This is a genomic window from Pseudomonas nitroreducens (genome assembly GCF_010994165.1).
Taxonomy (GTDB): domain Bacteria; phylum Pseudomonadota; class Gammaproteobacteria; order Pseudomonadales; family Pseudomonadaceae; genus Pseudomonas; species Pseudomonas nitroreducens.
Genome location: NZ_WMBX01000002.1, coordinates 498,771 through 515,253 on the forward strand (window position 1 = coordinate 498,771; position 16,483 = coordinate 515,253).

The window sequence follows — 16,483 nt, forward strand, 5'->3', positions numbered from 1 at the left end:
CCCCGGAATTTCGTAACTCCCGGTAAATCAAAGGTAAATAGCGGGTAAAGAGACTTTGCCTGCGGCCTGGCTGTGCTTATCGTTCAGCCTCGCTATTCTCACTTTTTTGCGTGAAGCCCTCTTTTCAACAAGACAGAGCCCCATGACTGCAAGCAACGGATCGCCCTCCAAACTCCGCAAACTGCGCCCCTGGCTCATCACGGCATTGCTGTTCGCCGCCGTCGTCGGGCTGATCATGTGGCTGCACTCGACGTCGACCGGAGTGCCGGCAGCCCAGGGTGGGCGAGGCGGACGGCCGGGGCCGGGACAGATGGCCGCGGGGCAGGGCGGTACGGCGGTGACCGTCAGCGTCGCGCCGGTGACCAGGGGCGACTTGCCGGTTCACTACCATGCGCTGGGTACGGTGACGGCCTACAACACCGTGAACGTCCGCGCGCGGGTCAGCGGCCAGCTGGTCAAGGTGCCATTCCAGGAAGGCCAGGAAGTGAAGGCCGGCGACGTTCTCGCGGTGATCGACCCGCGTCCGTTCCAGGCCGCGCTGGACCAGGCCCAGGGCACCTTGCTGCAGAACCAGGCACAACTGAAGAACGCGCAGATCGACCTCGCCCGCTACAAGGGCCTGTACGCCGAGGACTCCATCGCCAAGCAGACCCTGGACACCCAGGAAGCCCAGGTGCGCCAGTACGAAGGCACCCTGAAGACCAACCAGGGCCAGGTCGCCGACGCCAAGCTCAACCTCGAATTCACCCAGGTGCGCGCGCCCATCGCAGGCCGCGTCGGCCTGCGCCAGGTGGACGTGGGTAACCTGGTCACCTCCGGCGACACTACGCCGCTGGTGGTGATCACTCAGGTCAAGCCGATCTCCGTGGTGTTCAGCCTGCCGCAGCAGCAACTGGGCACCATCGCCCGTGAGCTGTACAGCAACAAGCCGGTGCCGGTCGAGGCGCTGGACCGCAACCAGAACCAGACCCTGGCCACCGGCGTGCTGAAGACGCTGGACAACCAGATCGACACCACCACCGGCACCGTCAAGCTCAAGGCCGGCTTCGAGAACGCCGACCACAAGCTGTTCCCCAACCAGTTCGTCAACGTGCGCCTGCTCGCCGAGACCCTGCCGGGCGTGCTGACCATTCCGGCCAACGCCGTGCAGCGCGGCAACGACGGCACCTACGTCTACCTGGTCGGCGAGGAGAGCAAGGCCAAGCGCCAACTGGTCACCCTGGGCACCAGCGAGAGCGAGCGCGTGGTGGTGGCCGAGGGCCTGAAGGAAGGCGACCGCGTGGTCGTCGAAGGCACCGACCGTCTGCGCGAAGGCACCCGCATGAACATCGTCGCCTCCGATGAAAAGGCCCGCGCGGCCGCGACGGAGGAGGGCGACAAGTCCACCGCCAAGCCGTTCGGCTCGGACACTCCGGTCCAGGACAGCGGTAAGAGCGAATGAACCCGTCCCGCCTGTTCATCCTGCGGCCGGTCGCCACCACGCTATTGATGGTGGCGATCCTGCTGTCGGGGATCATCGCCTACCGCTTCCTGCCGATCTCGGCCCTGCCGGAGGTGGATTACCCGACCATCCAGGTGGTGACCCTGTATCCCGGCGCCAGCCCGGACATCATGACCTCCTCGGTGACCGCGCCGCTGGAGAACCAGCTGGGGCAGATTCCCGGCCTGAACGAGATGTCTTCCACCAGTTCCGGCGGTGCTTCGGTGATCACCCTGCAGTTCAGCCTGCAGATCAACCTGGATGTCGCCGAACAGGAAGTCCAGGCGGCGATCAACACCGCGCAGAGCCTGCTGCCCAAGGACCTGCCGAACCAGCCGGTGTACAGCAAGGTGAATCCGGCGGACGCACCGATCCTGACGCTGGCGGTGATGTCCCCGGACATGCCGCTGCCGCAGATCCAGGACCTGGTGGACACGCGTCTCGCGCAGAAGATTTCGCAGATTTCCGGCGTCGGCCTGGTCAGCATCAGCGGCGGCCAACGGCCCGCGGTGCGCATCCGCGCCAACCCCGGCGCCCTGGCGGCGGCCGGCCTGAGCCTGCAGGACCTGCAGACCACCGTCACCAACAACAACCTCAACGGCCCTAAGGGCAGCTTCGATGGCCCGACCCGTTCCTCGACCCTGGACGCCAACGACCAGCTCAAGTCCGCCGACGCCTACCGCGACCTGATCATCGCCTACAAGAACGGCTCGCCGCTGCGCGTGCGTGACGTGGCGAGCGTGGAGGACGACGCCGAGAACGTGCGCCTGGCCGCCTGGGCCAACACCGCGCCGGCCGTGGTGCTGAACATCCAGCGCCAGCCGGGCGCCAACGTCATCGAGGTGGTCGACAGCATCAAGAAGATGCTCCCGCAACTGCAGGCGACCCTGCCGGGCAGCCTGGAAGTAACGGTGCTGACCGACCGTACCACGACCATCCGCGCCTCGGTGGCGGACGTGCAGTTCGAGCTGTTCCTCGCCGTCTGCCTGGTGGTGATGGTCACCTTCCTGTTCCTGCGCAATATCTCCGCGACGCTGATCCCCAGCTTCGCCGTGCCCCTGTCGCTGATCGGCACCTTCGGCGTGATGTACCTGGCCGGCTTCTCGATCAACAACCTGACGCTGATGGCGCTGACCATCGCCACCGGCTTCGTGGTGGATGACGCCATCGTCATGGTGGAGAACATTGCGCGCTACCTGGAGCAGGGCGATCCGCCGCTGGAGGCCGCGCTCAAGGGCTCGAAGCAGATCGGCTTCACCATCATCTCGCTGACCTTCTCGCTGATCGCCGTGCTGATCCCGCTGCTGTTCATGGGCGACGTGGCTGGCCGGCTGTTCCGCGAGTTCGCCATCACGCTCGCCGTGGCGATCCTGATCTCCGGTTTCGTCTCCCTGACCCTGACGCCGATGCTCAGCGCCAAGCTGCTGCGCCACGTCGAGCCGGAGAAGGAAGGGCGCTTCGCCCGCGCCGCCGGGCGCTTCATCGATAACCTGATCGAGCGCTACGCCGCAGCCCTGCGTGTGGTGCTGCGTCACCAGTCGCTGACCCTGCTGGTGGCCATCGCCACCGTGGTACTCACCGCGCTGCTGTACATCTTCATGCCCAAGGGCTTCTTCCCGATCCAGGACACCGGTGTGATCCAGGGCATCGCCGAGGCACCGCAGTCGATTTCCTTCCAGGCCATGGCGGGCCGCCAGCAGGAGCTGGCGAAGATCGTGCTGAAGGACCCGGCGGTGGAAAGCCTGTCGTCCTTCATCGGCGTCGACGGCACCAACGCCACGCTGAATACCGGGCGCCTGCTGATCAACTTGAAACCTCACGCCGATCGCGACGTCACCGCCAGCGAGGTGATCCATCGCCTGCAGCCGGAACTGGACCAGATCGCCGGCATCAAGCTGTACATGCAGCCGGTGCAGGACCTGACCATCGAAGACCGCATCGCCCGGACGCAGTACCAGTTCACCCTGCAGGACGCCGACCCGGATGTTCTCGCCGACTGGGTGCCGCGCCTGGTGGACCGCCTGCAGCAATTGCCGGAGCTGGCCGACGTGGCCACCGACTGGCAGGACAAGGGGTTGCAGGCCTACATCAACATCGACCGCGACACCGCCTCCCGCCTGGGCGTGAGCCTGTCGAACATCGACAGCGTGCTGTACAACGCCTTTGGCCAGCGGCTGATCTCCACCATCTTCACCCAGGCCACGCAGTACCGCGTGGTGCTGGAAGTGGCGCCGGAGTTCCAGATCGGCCCGCAGTCGCTGGAGAGCCTCTACGTGCCGTCCAGCGACGGCACCCAGGTGCGCCTGTCGAGCCTGGCCAAGGTGGAGGAGCGCCACACCCTGCTGGCGGTCAATCACATCGCCCAGTTCCCGGCGGCGACCATCTCCTTCAACCTGGCCAAGGGCGTCGCCCTGGGCGAGGCGGTGCAGGCGATCCGCGACGTCGAGGCGCAGATGGAAATGCCCGTCAGCCTGCAGGGCAGTTTCCGTGGCGCCGCCCAGGCGTTCGAGGCCTCGCTGTCCAACACCCTGCTGCTGGTGCTGGCGTCCATCGTCACCATGTACATCGTGCTGGGCATCCTCTACGAGAGCTTCATCCACCCGGTGACCATCCTTTCCACGCTGCCCTCGGCCGGCGTGGGCGCGCTGCTGGCGCTGATGCTGTCGGGGCAGGACATCGGCATCGTGGCGATCATCGGCATCATCCTGCTGATCGGCATCGTCAAGAAGAACGCGATCATGATGATCGACTTCGCCCTGGACGCCGAGCGTAACGAGGGCAAGCCACCCCATGAGGCGATCTACCAGGCGTGCCTGCTGCGCTTCCGGCCGATCCTGATGACCACCATGGCCGCGCTGCTGGGCGCCTTGCCGCTGATGCTCGCCGGCGGCGCCGGCGCCGAGCTGCGCCAACCGCTGGGCGTCACCATGGTTGGCGGTCTGCTGGTCAGCCAGTTGCTGACGCTGTTCACCACGCCGGTGATCTACCTGTACTTCGATCGCCTCGCCGCACGCTGGGCTGCCTGGCGCGGCCGCCACGGCCTGGACGTGAACAGCATCGACCCGGCGGAGCGCACCTGATGGGCGGCCTCTCGCGCCTGTTCATCCTGCGCCCGGTCGCCACCTGCCTGCTGACCCTGGCGCTGATGCTGGCCGGCGCGCTGTCGTTCAGCCTGCTGCCGGTGGCGCCATTGCCCAACGTCGACTTCCCGACCATCCTGGTGCAGGCCTCGCTGCCCGGCGCCAGCCCGGAAACCATGGCGTCCACCGTGGCGACGCCACTGGAACGCTCGCTGGGGCGCATCGCCGGGGTCACCGACATGACCTCCAGCAGCTCCCTGGGCAACACCACCATCATCGTGCAGTTCGACCTGTCCAAGGACATCGACGGTGCTGCCCGCGAGGTGCAGTCGGCGATCAACTCGGCGATGAGCCTGCTGCCCACCGGCATGCCGAACAACCCGACGTACCGCAAGGCGAACCCGTCGGACATGCCGATCATGATCCTCACGCTGACCTCGGACACCTACACCCGCGGGGAGATGTACGACCTGGCCTCGACCATCGTCTCGCCCAAGCTGGCGCAGGTGAAAGGCGTGGGGCAGGTGAGCATTGGCGGCTCGTCGCTGCCGGCGGTACGGGTCGACGTCAATCCGGACCAGCTCAGCCACTACGGCATCTCCCTGGACACGGTGCGCACGGCGATCAACAACACCAACGCCGATGGACCCAAGGGCTCGCTGGAGTTCGGTGAGCGCCATTGGCAGGTGGACTCCAACGACCAGCTGCGCAAGGCCAGCGAATACGCCCCGCTGATCGTCCATTACAACGCCGAGACTGGCGCAGCGGTGCGTCTGAAGGACGTCGCCACGGTCACCGACTCGGTGGAAGACGTGCGCAACGCCGGCTTTTCCGACGACCTGCCGGCGGTGCTGCTGATCATCACCCGGCAGCCCGGCGCGAACATCATCGAGGCCACCGATGCCATCCACGAGCAGTTGCCGATCATCCAGGACGTGCTCGGCCCGCAGGTGAAACTGTCGGTGATGGACGACCGCAGCCCGTCGATCCGCTCCTCGCTGGAAGAGGCCGAGCTGACCCTGATCATCTCCGTGGTGCTGGTGATCCTGGTGGTCTACCTGTTCCTGCGCAATGGCCGCGCCACGCTGATCCCCAGCCTCGCGGTACCGGTGTCGCTGGTGGGGACCTTCGCGGTCATGTACCTGTGCGGCTTCTCGCTGAACAACCTGTCGCTGATGGCGCTGATCATTGCCACCGGTTTCGTGGTGGACGACGCCATCGTCGTGGTGGAGAACATCGCCCGGCGCATCGAGGAGGGCGACCCGCCGATCCAGGCCGCTATCCGTGGTGCGCGGGAAGTAAGCTTCACCGTGCTGTCGATGACCCTGTCGCTGGTGGCAGTGTTCATCCCGCTGCTGCTCATGGGCGGCATCACCGGGCGGCTGTTCCGCGAGTTCTCGGTGACCCTGGCGGCGGCCATCCTGGTGTCACTGGTGGTCTCGCTGACGCTCACGCCGATGCTCTGTGCACGCCTGCTCAAGCCGGTCGAGCGTGGGCCGAAGAAGGCCTCGGTGGAGCGTCAGAGCAACCGCTACTTCGTCGCCTTCATGCAGCGCTACCGCGCCAGCCTGAGCTGGGCGCTGGAGCACTCGCGGCTGATGGTGGTGATCATGCTCGGCTGCATCGCGCTGAACCTGTACCTGTTCGTGGTGGTGCCCAAGGGCTTCCTGCCGCAGCAGGATTCCGGGCGCCTGCGCGGTTTCGCGGTGGCCGACCAGAGCATCTCGTTCCAGGCACTGGACAAGAAGATGGCGCAGTTCCGCAGGATCCTCTCCGAAGACCCGGGCGTGGAGAACGTGGTGGGCTTCGTCGGCGGCGGCAAGTGGCAGTCGAGCAACACCGGCTCCTTCTTCGTCACCCTCAAGGACATCACCGAGCGCGACTCGGCAGAAGCCATCGTCAATCGTCTACGCAAGAAACTGGCAGAAGTGCCTGGCGCCAATCTGTTCCTGGTCGCCGGCCAGGACGTGCGCATCGGCGGCCGCCAGGGCAACGCGCAGTACGACTTCACCCTGCGCAGCGACGACCTCACGCTGCTGCGCGAATGGGCGCCGAAGGTCGAGGCGGCGATGAACAAGGTGCCGCAGATCGTCGACGTGAGCAGCGATGCCCAGGACAAGGGCGTGCAGAGCCGCCTGGTGATCGACCGCGACCGCGCGGCGAGCCTGGGGGTGAACGTTGCCGAAGTCGACGCGGTGCTGAACAACTCCTACGGCCAGCGCCAGGTCTCGACCATCTTCAACCCGTTGAACCAGTACCACGTGGTGATGGAGGTCGCCCAGCCGTACCAGGAAACCCCCGAGGAGCTGCGCCAGGTCTACGTGATCAACAGCGAAGGGCAGCGTATCCCGCTCTCGGCCTTCACCCACATCGAGCCGAGCCGTGCACCGCTGGAGGTCAACCACCAGGGCCAGTTCGCCGCGACCACCTTCTCCTTCAACCTCGCCCAGGGCGCGCAGATCGGCCCGGCCCGCGACGCGATCCTGGCGGCGGTGGAACCCATCCATCTGCCGATGGAAATCCAGGCCACCTTCGAAGGCAACGCCGGCGCGGTGCAGGACACGCAGAACGACATGCCCTGGCTGATCCTGCTGGCGCTGGTGTCGGTTTATATCGTGCTGGGCATCCTCTACGAGAGCTACGTGCATCCGCTGACCATTCTTTCGACGCTGCCCTCGGCGGGCGTCGGTGCGTTGCTCACGCTGATGCTGTTCCGCACCGAACTGTCGCTGATCGCGCTGATCGGGGTGATCCTGCTGATTGGCATCGTGAAGAAGAACGCCATCATGATGATCGACTTCGCCCTGGACGCCGAACGCACACTCGGTCTGTCGCCGCGCGATGCGATCCTCGAAGCGGCGATGAAGCGCTTCCGGCCGATCATGATGACCACCCTGGCCGCCATCCTCGGCGCGCTGCCGCTGATCTTCGGCATCGGCGGCGACGCCGCGCTGCGCCGCCCGCTGGGCATGACCATCGTCGGCGGCCTGATCGGCAGCCAGTTGCTGACCCTCTACACCACCCCCGTCGTCTACCTCTACCTCGACCGCCTGCGCCATTGGGTCAACAAGAAGCGCGGTGTGAAAACCGACGGCGCCCTGGAGACACCCGTATGATCCGTTCCCGTTCCCTGCTCACTCCGCTGGCTCTGGCGCTGGCCGTGGCCCTGGCCGGTTGTGCCATCGGTCCGGACTACCAGCGCCCCGAGCTGGCGGTGCCCGCCAGCTTCAAGGAGGGCGAGGGCTGGCAACTGGCGAAGCCGCAGGACGGATTCAACCATGGCGCCTGGTGGGAACTGTACGGCGATGCCACGCTGAACGACCTACAGACCCGACTGGTTGCCGCCAACCAGACCCTGGCGCAGTCGGTCGCTTCCTACCGCCAGGCCCAGGCGCTGGCCAAGGGCGCGCGTTCCTCGTTCTTCCCGACCATCAGTGCCGACGTCGGCAAGACCCGTTCCGGCCAGGGCACCGGCAGCGGCGGCAGCGTGCGCCTGCCCGATGGCTCCACCGTCAGCAGTGGTGGCGGCAGCAGTTCGATCAGCAACAGCTATTCGGCGAGCCTGGGCGTGAGTTGGGAGCTCGATCTGTGGGGCAAGCTGCGCCGCCAGCTGGAAGCCGACACTGCCAGCATGGATGCCAGCGCCGCGGACCTGGCCAACTCGCGTCTTTCCCTGCAATCCCAGCTGACCCAGAACTACCTGCAGCTGCGCGTGATGGACCAGCAGATCAAGCTGCTCAACGACACGGTCACGGCCTACCAGCGCTCGCTCAAGCTCACCGAGAACCAGTACAACGCCGGCATCGTCACCAAGGCCGACGTCGCCCAGGCGCGCACCCAGCTGAAAAGCACCGAGGCCCAGGCCATCGACCTGAAGTACCAGCGTGCACAGCTTGAGCACGCCATCGCGGTGCTGGTCGGCGTACCGCCGGCGCAGTTCTCCCTGGCCGCCGTGGAAGGTGTGCCGAGCCTGCCGTCAGTGCCCGCGCTACTGCCGTCGGAGATATTGCAGCGCCGCCCGGACGTGGCCTCGGCCGAGCGCCAGGTGATCTCCGCCAACGCCAAGATCGGCGTGGCCAAGGCTGCCTGGTTCCCCGACCTGACCCTCACCGCCGCCGGCGGCTACCGCAGCGGCAGCTTCCAGAACTGGATCGAGACGCCTAACCGTTACTGGTCCATCGGCCCGCAGTTCGCCATGACGCTGTTCGACGGCGGGCTGATCGCCTCCCAGGTCGAGCAGGCCGAGGCGAGCTACGACCAGACCGTGGCCAGCTACCGGCAGACCGTGCTGGACAGCTTCCGCGAGGTCGAGGACTACATGGTCCAGCTCAAGGTGCTGGAAGAGGAGAGCGGGGTGCAGCAGGAAGCGCTCGACGCCGCGCGCGAGGCGCTGCGCCTGACCACCAACCAGTACAAGGCCGGGACCATCGACTACAGCGATGTCGTTACCACCCAGACCAGCGCGCTGTCCAACGAAAGGACGCTGTTGACCCTGACCGGCAGCCGCCTGACCGCCAGCGTGCAGCTGATCGCCGCGCTGGGCGGCGGTTGGGATGCGGCGAAGATCGCCGAGGAAGGGCAGGCGACGCGGGACTGAGCCCGCGCCGGATTCAATCTTCGATCAGGGCGCTCAGGGGAATCCGAAAACGGTTTTCCCCTTCCAGCGACTTGATGCCACGTGGGCTGGCGGTACTCACCAATACGCTGCCGTCTAGGCGCTCCAGTACTTCGCAATCGATGCGGCCAACGGCCGGCAAACGGTCATCGCTGCTGCCGGTGTGCAGCCGCGCACGCGGCTTGAGGAAGCGCCAGTCACGCCCACCCGCGTCGATCAAGCGGCATTCCGCCCATCCCGGAAAGCACTCTTCGGTGTAGCGCACTATTTCGACCAGCAGGCTGGGCATTGTTCGGAAGGTCCTGTGGTGGAAATTGAATATCAGCCGTTGAAGCGGCGGGCGGTGGTGAAGCTGCGTTCCCAATAATCGCTGTTCAGCGAGTCCATGCGGACTCGTTCGCCGCTGCTCGGGGCGTGAATGAACAGGTTATTGCCGATGTAGAGGCCGACGTGGCTGACATTGCCGCGCCCATTATGGTTGAAGAACACCGCGTCACCAGGCTTGAGTTCATCGCGCGCGACATGACGCCCGGCTTCCTCGATCATTTCGCCGGTGGTGCGTGGCAACTGCATGCCAGCCTCCGTCCGGAAGAGGTAGACCAGCAGCCCGCTGCAATCAAAGCCGCTGGCCAGTGTGGTGCCGCCATAGCGGTAGGGCAGGCCAATGAGCTCTCGGGCTCTAGCGACCACTCGCCAGTTGGTCGATGGCACTGCCTTGTGCGCGCCGGTCCGCAGCGGACGCTTCAGTTCCCTGTGCGGGCGAACGTTGTTGCGATTGACCACCTTGGCATGGGTTGTGCGCGACAGGTGGGATGTCGCCTTGTGCGGCGCCGGACGCTTGACTTCGCGCGCTTCGGCAAAGGGCATGGCCAGGGTGAGCAGCAGGGTCGTGCTCAGCAGGGTAAGGAAGCGCATCGTCGACACATCGTGTGGCTAGTTAGCGAAACGGGGCGTTATCTTAGAAATCTCCTGCATCGGATTAACGTGGGGAACCTGCATAGTCTTGTGGGTTTTTTCCGATTAATGAATCTACGAGTGACTCGGTTCGAACGTCTGCCGCCTCAGCCGCTGAAACGACGCGCGGTGGTGTAGCTGCGCCGCCAGTAGCTGTTGTCCAGGGAGTCGATACGAATGGTCTTGCCGGTTCGCGGCGCGTGGATGAAGCGGTCGTCGCCGATATACAGGCCGACATGGCTGGCGCTGCCGCCGCCGTTGTGGTTGAAGAAGACCGCGTCGCCGGGTTGCAGTTCGGCGCGGCTGACTTCGTTCTGGCGCTGGGCAATCATCGAATGGGTGGTGCGCGGCAGCTTGCGGTTGGCGATGCTGCGGTAGAGATAGACGAGCAGACCGCTGCAGTCGAAGCCGTTTTCCTCGCTTTCACCGCCCCAGCGGTAGGGAGTGCCGATCAGCTCGTGGGCGCGCTCGACGATGCGCGAGGTGTCTACCGGGCTGAATTGCCGGCTGCCCAGGTCGTGGTCACGGGAGGCCAGGACCGCGGCGCTTCGTTGGTGTGCTTGTGAGAATTCCCCGTTGCGCTGCATGCGATGGGCCACGCCGCGTTGCTCGCTGCCGCGCGAAGCGTGGCCAGCGGACGAGAAGCTCCGGTCGATCACGGCGCTTTCGTAACGACGCCAGTCTGGCGCGTCGTAATCATCTGCCAGGGCGATGGACGCACCCAGGGTGCAGAACAGGTAAAACGGAATCCAGCGGATGGGGCGCACGTCGAGTCACCTCAGGGTGAGCGTTGGAGACGGGCGTTATCCTAGGAACTGGCTATCAGGTGCTATGTAGGAGATTTCCATGTGGCATGAAGGCGATTTCCACGTCTGACCGACGGTCAGGATGCGAACAGCTGGCCGATATCCTTGAACGACTTGAACTCCAGGGCATTGCCGCAAGGGTCGAAGAAGAAGAACGTCGCCTGCTCGCCCACCTGTCCCTGGAAGCGCACGTGGGGCTCGATGACAAACTGCGTGCCGTGCTCGCGCAGGCGCTGCGCCAGGCGCTCCCAGTCCCCCCAGTCCAACACTACGCCGAAGTGCGGCACCGGCACATCGTGGCCGGCCACGGCAGTGGTATGCGCGGCCGTCTGGCTGGCTGTACGCGGGTGCAGGTGGATCACCAACTGGTGACCGAAGAAGTCGAAATCCACCCACTGAGCGCTGCTGCGGCCCTCGCCGAGGCCCAGTACCTCGCCATAGAAACGCCGCGCCAGTGCCAGGTCATAGACGGGGATGGCCAGGTGGAAGGGCGACAGGGCCATGGGCATGCTCCTTGTCGGTTTCAGGCCGGTACGGCCAGCAGGCGAGTGATGGTAGCCTTGGCCGCGTTTATCTGACCCTGGCGGGCGAGGCGGGTGAATTCCAGCAGGGCATGTTCGTGCTCGGCGAGTTCGTCGAGTATGTCGCGGTCATCGTCGTCGCCATCATCGGCCAGGCTGTCGTAGCGCTGGACGTAAGGCTCCACCAGCACTTCGAGTTTCTCCAGGGTCTGCGTCCAGTCGAGCCCGAGCCAGTCGGCGGCGCGTTGCCGGCCCTGGGCGGCGGCGTGGGCGGTATCGCCAAGCGGCAGGCCGTGGCGCTGCAGCAGGCGCGCCATGCGCAGGCCGGTCTGGCGCTCCAGCCGTGCCAGCAGGAGCATTGAGGCTGCGCCTTCGGGCAATTGCTCGGCCAGGCCGAGAAAGAAGTTTTCGCCGCGGACCTCGCCCAGGTAGGCGGCCTGCAGTTCACTGGCTTGTCGGTGCATGCGTCGGTCCCCCTTGCTCAATGGGGACCAGCCTAGACGATGTGTGCCGGGCATCGAACCCGGCATGTCGTGTCTGGGCCAGAACGGGTCGCTCAGCGTTCGAAACCGTACTCGCGCTCGATGCGGCTGATGCGCACGCGGAAGGCGCTGTACCAGTCGCGGCGGCCGGCCTGCTGCGCCAAGCGGTGTTCACTCTGCTGCTTCCAGCTGCGGATGGCGGCTTCGTCGCGCCAGTAGGACACCGTGATGCCCAGGCCATCGGCACCCCGGGCGGACTCGACGCCAAGGAAGCCGTCCTGCAGTGCCGCCAACTCGAGCATGCGCTCGGCAGTGGCGCCGTAGCCTTCGTCCAGCTCGGTACGGTAGGAAGTGAAGGTCACGGCGTAGTATGGCGGTTGCGGTGTGCTGGCGATCATGCGGGACTCCCTATTCGGCTGGAATGATGGCGGAACGCGGCGGACAGGAGCGCCTCGGCCAGCGGTACGGCGATGCCGGCCAGGGCCTTGCGCTCGGGTTGAAACAGGGTGGCGATGAAGAACGGATGGTCGGCGGCTTCCAGCGCGCGAATGCTGTCGTCCTCGCCGCGGGCACAGGCGCGCAGCGAGCCGCCGAACAGGACGTCCTGGAACTCGGGGTTCACGCCGTAGCGGCAGCGGTAACCTTCACGAATCTCCGGCAGCCCGTAGATGGCCGCCAGGTTCGAACCGGGCGTGAGACGGATGGTCTCGCTGACTTCCAGCAGGGAGCAGGGCAGCGCATGGACCACCTGTTGCGTCGCCTCCGGTTCCAGTTCCCCATGGGCCGCGTCGCTCCAGGCCAGTACATGGCGAGCGCGCTCCAGCAGGGCATGCTGGAAGCCACCGCAGGTACCAAGGAAGGGCACCTCGCGCTCGCGGGCGAAGCGGATCGCGCGCAAGGCACCTTCGGTGTTCAGGTAGGGGCTGCCGGGGATGCACCAGAAGCCCGAGTACCCTTCCAACTCCAGGCCTTCGGCGAGGCGCGGGGTATCCAGCCAGTCCACGCGCAGCGTCCCCGAATGCGGCAGCAGCGATTGCTGCAGGGCCAGGGGTATCGCCCAGTGGGCGGTGACGCGGCTGTCGCGGTCGCCGATCAGGCCGATCCGCAGTGTTTTACGACGTTTTCCCATCCGTTGTTCCCCCCGGCGTCGTGGCCCATTGGCGGGCCCATGGGAGGCAATTTATAGTTGCGCAGGCGCAATCGAAAATGGGCGGTTGCGCAACCTTGGAGTGCGTCGATGCAATACCGTCTGGAATACGCCGATCTCGCCCTGGTGCTGGCACTGGTGCGCGGGGGCAGCCTTGCCCGTGCCTCGGAATTGCTCGAGGTAGACGTTTCCACCGTATTCCGTGCCGTGCGCAGGCTGGAGAAGGCGTTGGGTACCGCGTTGTTCGAGAAGGGCCGCAACGGCTACCTGGCGACCGCCACCGCACAGCAACTGGCGACCCAGGCGGAACTGGCCGAGCAGGCGCTGGAAGCGGCACGCCTGGGGCTGGAGCAGGGGCACGACGTGCTCAGTGGCACCGTGCGCCTGACCTGTTCCGATACCGTGCTGCAGGGCCTGCTCCTGCCTGCCCTGGCGCGCTTCATGAAGCGCTACCCGGCGCTCAACCTGGAGCTGACCACTTCCAATGCCTTCGCCAACCTCAGTCGCCGCGATGCCGACATTGCCCTGCGTCTGACCAATGCGCCGCCGGAGCATCTGGTGGGACGCAAGCTGGGCGAGGTGCACTACGTCCTCTGCGCCCATCGCGATTACCTGGCCGAGCAGGGCGACCGCCCCTGGCAGGAAATGAGCTGGATCGCCCCGGATGACTTTCTCCCCGATCACTCCAGCGTTGCCTGGCGTCGCCAGGCTTACCCCTCGGTGCTGCCGGCCTACCGCTGCAACAGCATGCTGTCGGTGCTGGACCTGTGCCGCGCAGGCCTGGGCTTGGCGGCGCTGCCGGCGTTCCTGCTGCGCCCGGACGACGGCTTGCAGGTGCTGGAGCCGGAACTGCCCGGCTGCAGCATCCATCTCTGGCTGCTGACCCGGCCAGACTGCCGGGCCTTGCGGGCGGTGGTGACGTTGTTCGAGGAACTGGCCGGCAGCATTCGCCTGCCGGCCTGAATGAAAGACCCCGCCAGGAGGCGGGGTCTTTTGTCCGTAATGGCTATTACCAGTGACGGTAGTGTCCCGGCGGGCCGTAGTAGCCAGGGCCGTAATAGCGCGGCGGACCATAGTAGCGAGGCGGCCCGTAGTAACGCGGGCCCGGCACCACCACCACCGGGCGGTAGACCGGCTGGTAGACGGGTTGGTAGACCGGCGCCGGTTGGTAGTAAACCGGCTGCGGCGGGTAGTACGCCACCGGGGGTGGCGGCGCGTAATAGGGCGCTGGCGCGGGTTGCGAGCCGGCAACCACTGCACCCCCGACAACGGCACCGACCACGGCGCCGATGGCGGCGGCATCAGTGTTGCTGTTGGCCGCGGCTTGACCTGCGAGGGCTAGGCCAGCGCAGAGCAGGGCGATCTGGGGGAGACGGTGAAGCATGATGCACCTCCTGAGGAACCCGGCGAGGATCCCGGTATCTATGAGACATCGGCCTCGAAAGAATCGTAACGCCGCTGGTGTAAAGGTTGTGTAAATGGTGCTGCAAGGCTCTGCGACGGGCCTGCATGTATCAGCCTGCAATACATCCATCGCGCCGCCGCAGCCCTGGGGCTGGTAAGGTGGCGCCTTTCGCGTTTTTTCCATGAAGAACCAGGGAGACCTTCCATGCCCTTCAACCGAGTGACTCTCTTGTCGCTTCTCGCTGTCGCCGCGCTAGCCGGTTGCAGTTCCAAGGATTCCCCGTCCGATGCCGCCCAGCCGGCCGCGGACAGCTCGCCGGCGATGACCGGCACCTGCAATGCCAAGGCGGTGCAGTCGATCATCGGCAAGGTCGTTACCCCGACGCTGACCGAAGAGGCGCGCCGCGATGCCGGCGCCAGTGTCGCCCGCGTGCTCACTCCGCACCAGCCGGTGACCATGGAGTACAACTCGCAGCGCCTGAACATTGATGTTGACGACAATCAGGTGGTGAAGCAGGTTTCCTGCGGCTGAGCCGAGCACCTGTCAGTACCCATGAAAAAGCCCCGCCTAGGCGGGGCTTTTCCTGTCCAGTGATTATCAGCGGTTGGCGGGCTTCTTGATCACGCGTAGTGCCTGGCTGGACTGGTTGACACACTCCTCGTAGTTGCCGGCCTTCTTCGCTTCCTCGGCTTTGGCGAGGTACTCATGGACCGCGTTGACCTTAACGCCGGTCGCGTTCTTGCTAGCGGTCTTGAGGAAGTCGTTGATCTGCTGCAGGTTGCCATCGCACAGCGCACTGTCAGCGAAAGCCGGTACGGAAAACACCATGGCCAGGAGCAGAGCGTACTTTTTCATGCAGGTTCTCCTTGCATCTCATTTACCGAATCGAAGAAATTCGAAATTAAGTTAGCTTGCTAACAATCGACAAGCGCTTTCCCCGCGAATTCATTTCATTTCTGACGCTAGTCAGGAAAATGCCGATCCGCCGTGTCGCTGGTCAGATGGCGCTGAACTTCCGCTCCAGGCCCTGGCTGCGGAAGTGCTCGATGACATAGTCGACGAATACCCGCGTCTTGGCCGGCAGCAGTTTCTGCGCGGCATAGTAGAGCGCCGTGTTGCCGGCATCCACGTACCACTGCGGCAGCACGCGTACCAGGCGGCCGTCGTCCAGGTAGGGCACCGCGTGCTGCATGCTGACCAGGGTCACGCCCAGGCCCATGAGCGCGGCGACGCACGCCGCCTCCGGGTCGCTGAAGGTCATGCGCTCCTTCAGCGCGATCGGCGCCTGGGACTGCTGGCGGTTGGTCAGCGGCCAGGGGCGGACGCGCCCGGTCTGCGGCGAGCGGATGCGGATGCCGTCATGGCTGGGCAGGTCCGACGGATAGCGGATCGCCGGGCGGCCTTCCAGGTACGCCGGCGAGGCCAGCAGCACCAGGTGCGCCGGGCAGAGCTTGCGTGCGACAACGCCGGGCGGCAGTTCGAAGCCGCCTCCGATGGCCGCGTCGAAGCCCTCGGCGATCAGGTCGACCTGGCGATTGTCGAAGTGCCAGTCCGGGCGGATCGCCGGGTAGCGCGCCAGGAAGTCTCCCAGCAGCGGCAGGATGTAATCGCGGCCGAACACCAGCCCCATACTCACCTTCAGCGCTCCGCTGGGCTGGCCATCGGCGCTGGCCAGGTTGGCGATGGCGCTCTGCAGGCTGGCCAGGCCGCCGCCGGCTTCATCGAGAAATCGCTCACCCGATTCAGTCAGGGTCAGGCTGCGGGTACTACGCTGGAACAGCCGCACGCCCAGGTTGTTTTCCAGGCGGGCGACGTTCTTGCTCACTGCCGCCGGGGTCAGGCCCAGACGCCGCGCGGCCGCCGCGAAGCTGCCGGCTTCGGCGCTGCGGACGAAGCATTCGATACTGATCAGGCTTTCCATGGGTGGTATTCCGGACGTTTGGTATCGACTGAATATAGCGATTGCTGGCTACCGAGTAACGAGTACGAAGGG

General features: G+C 65.6%; 16 protein-coding genes. 6 read left to right on the forward strand and 10 right to left on the reverse strand.

Going from position 1 to position 16,483, the window contains the following annotated elements:
- Positions 1-142 precede the first annotated feature (142 nt).
- The 4 genes from GJV37_RS10230 to GJV37_RS10245 are packed head-to-tail and all read left to right on the forward strand — an operon-like array spanning position 143 to position 9,157.
- Positions 143-1,441 carry an MdtA/MuxA family multidrug efflux RND transporter periplasmic adaptor subunit gene (locus GJV37_RS10230; RefSeq protein WP_170858593.1) on the forward strand — a complete coding sequence of 433 codons (1,299 nt, stop codon included), beginning with the start codon at positions 143-145 and terminating at the stop codon, positions 1,439-1,441.
- Entirely contained in the window at positions 1,438-4,560 is a 3,123-nt protein-coding gene (locus GJV37_RS10235; RefSeq protein WP_170858594.1) for an MdtB/MuxB family multidrug efflux RND transporter permease subunit, read from the forward strand. The genes GJV37_RS10230 and GJV37_RS10235 overlap by 4 nt, the downstream gene beginning before the upstream one ends.
- Positions 4,560-7,676, forward strand: coding sequence for a multidrug efflux RND transporter permease subunit (locus tag GJV37_RS10240; protein WP_170858595.1), 3,117 nt, complete (start codon positions 4,560-4,562; stop codon positions 7,674-7,676). The genes GJV37_RS10235 and GJV37_RS10240 overlap by 1 nt, the downstream gene beginning before the upstream one ends.
- Complete coding sequence (locus GJV37_RS10245; RefSeq protein ID WP_170858596.1) at positions 7,673-9,157, forward strand: efflux transporter outer membrane subunit; 1,485 nt, start codon at positions 7,673-7,675, stop codon at positions 9,155-9,157. The genes GJV37_RS10240 and GJV37_RS10245 overlap by 4 nt, the downstream gene beginning before the upstream one ends.
- 13 nt (positions 9,158-9,170) lie before the next feature.
- Here the strand turns inward: GJV37_RS10245 and GJV37_RS10250 are convergent, their stop codons facing one another.
- The 7 genes from GJV37_RS10250 to GJV37_RS10280 all read right to left on the reverse strand — a co-directional run bounded on the left by GJV37_RS10250 (position 9,171) and on the right by GJV37_RS10280 (position 13,067).
- Positions 9,171-9,464, reverse strand: a complete 294-nt coding sequence (locus tag GJV37_RS10250) for a hypothetical protein (protein WP_037009208.1) — start codon at positions 9,462-9,464, stop codon at positions 9,171-9,173.
- A gap of 32 nt (positions 9,465-9,496) precedes the next feature.
- A complete protein-coding gene (locus tag GJV37_RS10255; protein ID WP_037009206.1) occupies positions 9,497-10,090 on the reverse strand; it encodes a C40 family peptidase in 594 nt (197 codons plus the stop codon).
- A gap of 146 nt (positions 10,091-10,236) precedes the next feature.
- Positions 10,237-10,896, reverse strand: coding sequence for a C40 family peptidase (locus GJV37_RS29755; protein ID WP_338125872.1), 660 nt, complete (start codon positions 10,894-10,896; stop codon positions 10,237-10,239).
- Positions 10,897-11,012: 116 nt separating this feature from the next.
- On the reverse strand, positions 11,013-11,438 hold the full coding sequence (locus tag GJV37_RS10265; protein WP_193452417.1) for a VOC family protein: 426 nt from the start codon (positions 11,436-11,438) through the stop codon (positions 11,013-11,015).
- 20 nt (positions 11,439-11,458) lie between these two features.
- A complete protein-coding gene (locus GJV37_RS10270; RefSeq protein ID WP_024762295.1) occupies positions 11,459-11,920 on the reverse strand; it encodes a hypothetical protein in 462 nt (153 codons plus the stop codon).
- 92 nt (positions 11,921-12,012) lie between these two features.
- Complete coding sequence (locus tag GJV37_RS10275; RefSeq protein ID WP_170858597.1) at positions 12,013-12,336, reverse strand: antibiotic biosynthesis monooxygenase family protein; 324 nt, start codon at positions 12,334-12,336, stop codon at positions 12,013-12,015.
- Entirely contained in the window at positions 12,333-13,067 is a 735-nt protein-coding gene (locus tag GJV37_RS10280; protein ID WP_065083859.1) for a CTP synthase C-terminal region-related (seleno)protein, read from the reverse strand. Before GJV37_RS10280 ends, GJV37_RS10275 begins: the two co-directional genes overlap by 4 nt.
- 108 nt (positions 13,068-13,175) lie before the next feature.
- On the opposite strand from GJV37_RS10280, the gene GJV37_RS10285 reads away from it, so the two are divergent.
- Entirely contained in the window at positions 13,176-14,048 is an 873-nt protein-coding gene (locus tag GJV37_RS10285; RefSeq protein ID WP_037009200.1) for a LysR family transcriptional regulator, read from the forward strand.
- A gap of 46 nt (positions 14,049-14,094) precedes the next feature.
- Here GJV37_RS10285 and GJV37_RS10290 read toward each other — a convergent pair whose 3' ends face one another.
- Positions 14,095-14,469: a hypothetical protein gene (locus GJV37_RS10290; protein ID WP_024762291.1), complete on the reverse strand. Its 375-nt coding sequence runs from the start codon at positions 14,467-14,469 to the stop codon at positions 14,095-14,097.
- 225 nt (positions 14,470-14,694) lie between these two features.
- On the opposite strand from GJV37_RS10290, the gene GJV37_RS10295 reads away from it, so the two are divergent.
- Entirely contained in the window at positions 14,695-15,021 is a 327-nt protein-coding gene (locus tag GJV37_RS10295; RefSeq protein WP_024762290.1) for an I78 family peptidase inhibitor, read from the forward strand.
- A gap of 66 nt (positions 15,022-15,087) precedes the next feature.
- Here the strand turns inward: GJV37_RS10295 and GJV37_RS10300 are convergent, their stop codons facing one another.
- Positions 15,088-15,345 (reverse strand): hypothetical protein, encoded by a 258-nt coding sequence (locus GJV37_RS10300; RefSeq protein WP_024762289.1) that lies wholly within the window; start codon positions 15,343-15,345, stop codon positions 15,088-15,090.
- Positions 15,346-15,487: 142 nt separating this feature from the next.
- A complete protein-coding gene (locus GJV37_RS10305) occupies positions 15,488-16,411 on the reverse strand; it encodes a LysR family transcriptional regulator (protein ID WP_037009195.1) in 924 nt (307 codons plus the stop codon).
- Positions 16,412-16,483: the final 72 nt, after the last annotated feature.